General features: G+C 67.1%; 3 protein-coding genes and 1 pseudogene. 3 read left to right on the top strand and 1 reads right to left on the bottom strand.

The genetic code is table 11. From position 1 onward, the window contains the following. The 3 genes and pseudogenes from K8V84_RS14960 to K8V84_RS14950 all read left to right on the top strand — a co-directional run. Positions 1-1063: pseudogene (locus K8V84_RS14960) on the top strand (accessory Sec system translocase SecA2); the annotation flags it as partial. Between the two features lie 182 nt (positions 1064-1245). Beyond that, the gene (locus tag K8V84_RS14955; protein ID WP_067606468.1) at positions 1246-1515 is read left to right on the top strand and encodes a DUF6406 domain-containing protein; all 270 of its coding nucleotides are present in this window, start codon (positions 1246-1248) and stop codon (positions 1513-1515) included. Between the two features lie 470 nt (positions 1516-1985). Then, positions 1986-2279 (top strand): Dabb family protein, encoded by a 294-nt coding sequence (locus tag K8V84_RS14950; RefSeq protein ID WP_304075226.1) that lies wholly within the window; start codon positions 1986-1988, stop codon positions 2277-2279. 254 nt (positions 2280-2533) lie between these two features. Here K8V84_RS14950 and K8V84_RS14945 read toward each other — a convergent pair whose 3' ends face one another. Next, positions 2534-2875: a hypothetical protein gene (locus tag K8V84_RS14945; protein ID WP_304075224.1), complete on the bottom strand. Its 342-nt coding sequence runs from the start codon at positions 2873-2875 to the stop codon at positions 2534-2536. Between the last annotated feature and the right edge of the window lie 458 nt (positions 2876-3333).

The raw sequence follows: 3333 nt of genomic DNA, 5'->3' as shown, positions 1-3333 counted from the left end.
GGATGCCCTCGTCGCCAAGGTGGAAGAGGTCCACAAGACGGGACGCCCCATCCTCATCGGTACTCAGGACGTGGCCGAATCGGAACTGCTGGCCGGGCGTCTGCAGGAAGCCGGTCTGGAGTGCGTGGTCCTCAACGCCAAGAACGACGCGGACGAGGCGTCCATCATCGCGGAGGCCGGCACCTACGGGGCCGTCACCGTCTCGACCCAGATGGCCGGTCGCGGTACCGACATCCGGCTCGGCGGCAGCGACATGTCCGACCGGGAGCGAGTGGTCGAGACCGGTGGCCTGTTCGTGATGGGCTTCGGCCGCTACCCCAGCAGCCGTCTGGACGGACAGCTCCGCGGCCGCGCCGGACGGCAGGGCGACCCGGGCGACTCCATCTTCTTCGTGAGCATGGACGACGACCTGCTCCTCAACAACGCCTCGGAGAGCACCGGCTACAAGACCACAGCCGCGGGCGAGATCACCGACGAGGCGTGGTTGGACATGGTCGACCACGCCCAGCGGGTCTCCGAGGGACAGCTGTTGGAGGTGCACCGCAACACCTGGCGCTACAACAAGCTGATCGACGTGCAGCGCGAGGTGGTCCTGGAGCACCGCGAGCTGGTCCTGACCGGGGACCAGGGCGACCGGCACATCGCCAAGGACCAGAAGGAACGCCACGAGGAACTCGTGGAGGAGTTGGACGCCGAGCGCGTCGGCGACGCCTCCCGGATGATCACCCTCTACCACCTGGACCGTGGCTGGACCGACCACAACGCGTTCCTGTCGGAACTGCGGGAGGGCATCCACCTGCGCTACCTGGGTCGTCGCGACCCCCTGGACGAGTTCAACCGTGAGGCCGTCCCGGTCTTCAAGGGTTTCCTGGACCAGGCCCGAGCCCGCGCCGCCGAGAGCTTCGCCGAGCTGGAGGTGGTCGACGGTGAGCTGGACGTGAGTCAGGTCGGGGTGAAGCGTCCGTCGATGACGTGGACGTACATGGTGCACGACCATCCGTTCAGCTCCGCCCTGGAGACCCTGGTCGGTCGCCTCAAGGGCAACCGGGGATCCGACGACTAGTCGTCACTCTCCGCAGATCTCATGCGCGGGTCAGGACCAAGGTCCCGGCCCGCGCATTACCTTTGTCGGCTATTCTGCTCAAAACGCTGGGACGCTCCCTCTGTCCCCTGTGTAATGACAGGGAGAGGGTTAATATGGAAGCGTTTTCAATAGAACCCGAGACGGTTGGGATTGCATCCACGGTGGCTCACGAGATCGGTGCGCAAGAGAAGATCAGTTACGGTCGAAACGACCGCTTCGCCGGGGGGCCCGTTGGCGGCGGGAGTTTCTGGATCGACGACGAGGGCCGCCCGGTGGCCAAGATCGGTGGGCCGAAGGAGTGGCGTCCCACTCCCATGATCGATGTTCGCGTGGGCGACGTGTTCAGTGTCGGAGGTCAGGTCTGGCGCGTCGGCGAAATAGTCGACGCCGATTCGCCGAGCGCGTATCTACTGGCGACCAGGATTAGTTGACTCACGGGTCGACTTCTCGGCCTCCCTCTTCTTTGTTCGCCCCCCGTCGGAATTGCAACCCTCTGCAACCGTTTCAGTGATTGTTGCGGAGGGTATTGTCTTGCGGTTTCCGGCGGGGGGTTTTGTGTGCCGACCGTATTCCGGGCGTGCATGAGGGGTGGTTTTCCGCCTCCGGTCATGACCGCATGCTGCGGTGACGTTCCGTCGTCGCAGGTGGGCGCGCTGTCGTGCCCATCACCTTTCGGTCAATCGAGACGTTCCGGTTATCCAACAGGGGTGTTCGTGTCGCCGATGCTTCGTTAACGTCGAAGTTGCACGGCACGCCCCGCGGGTGACCGGCGGGAGAGTCTCCATTCCGGTGGGGAGCGGTCACCGCGTCTGCCGACCAAGGTCGGTCCCAGGGGCTGTCCCCCGCCCCTGGGCCTGGCCACCCCCCGCACCGGATCGCGACTCCCGGTAGGTTCGGCGGCATGGCACTTCGACACATCGCTCTGTTCCGCTGGCAGGACGGCACCGCCCCCGAGCAGATCGCACGGGTGGAGGAGGCGCTGGGGATCCTGCCCGGTGCGATCTCCGCGCTCGACGCGTACACCTTCGGCCCGGACCTGGGGATCGGCCCCGACACCTTCGATTTCGCCGTGGTGGCCGACGTCGCCGACGAGGCGGCGTTCGTCGCCTACCGGGACCACCCCGACCACCAGGCCGCGCTCGCGGTGATCCGGCCGCTGCTCGCCGACCGCGCCGCCGTCCAGTTCCAGGTGTGAGTCCGGAATAGATCTTGTTCCAGAAAAGCTGATCGTCCTTATTTTACTGCACTCTATGCCTGTTCAGAATCCGACTCGGGTCTTGCGGTAGAACGGGTTCCAGTTTACTCTCTGGGTATGTCCCGCCCGGTGAGGGCGTCCCGACGGTTCGGCCGCGAGATGTCGTTGACGGCGGGCAGGAAGACCGTCGCCCGTCGAAGTCGGATCGCGCCCCGACTTCGGCGGGCGACGTCCGTTGCGCGGGGTGGGGGTGCTCAGCCCAGGAGGCGGGAGATCTCACCGAAGGTCGGGCAGGGCCAGGGGAGTCGACAGCCCTGGCATCGGGGCCCGTCGTCCCCCTCGGGGTTGTGCAGGAGGAGCAGGTGCACGCACACGCCGGCCAGGGTGGCGACCTCGTTGCGGGCGTTCGCGTAGAAGGCGACGTCGTTGATGCGGGCCAGGGCGCTGTCGGAGTGGGCGTCGGGGAGTCCGACGGTGTCCGGTTCCCAGGGCACGGCCCGGTCGGAGCGTTCCAGTATCTCCTGCACGCACTGGAGCAGGCGCGCGTGTTCGGAGGGTCGTCCCCTCCGGCTCGCTGGACTGGTGAACGGCGGCATCGCTGATCTCCCCCAACGGGTGGGTACCCGGCGTCTCTCCCTGCAGGGAAACGCTGTGACTCACAGTACACACATCGTTGCGCGTTGTCGCGAGTCGGTGCGTGCGAAACCGCCGGAAACGTTCGGTCGCCGGCCGGTGGGAGGGGCTGCCCCCAAGGGGAGGGGCAGCCCGCTGGTAGGGGGCGGGGCCCGGTGGCCGCCGGGCGCTCCGCGAGGGTCAACCGCAGTTTCCGCCGCAGTTGCAGGAGCCACCGCTCTGGCAGCCGCAGCCGCATCCGGAACCACAACCGCACCCGGCCTGGTGCGGGGTCGTGATCAGGGAGTGGGTCACGGTCCCTCCTCAAGGGCTCGGAGCTTTCCCGAAGGTTGAACTTCCCGCCGCGTGTCCTTCCCAACCGGAGACCGGCCCCCGACCCCGCCTCGAACATGGGGGCGCGTGGGGCCGAGAGCCCGGCCCC

The sequence above is a fragment of the Nocardiopsis listeri genome (assembly GCF_020741345.1).
GTDB lineage: Bacteria > Actinomycetota > Actinomycetes > Streptosporangiales > Streptosporangiaceae > Nocardiopsis > Nocardiopsis listeri_A.
The sequence above is the reverse complement of the archived record's forward strand: the minus strand, read 5'-3'. Positions and strand labels throughout refer to the sequence as shown.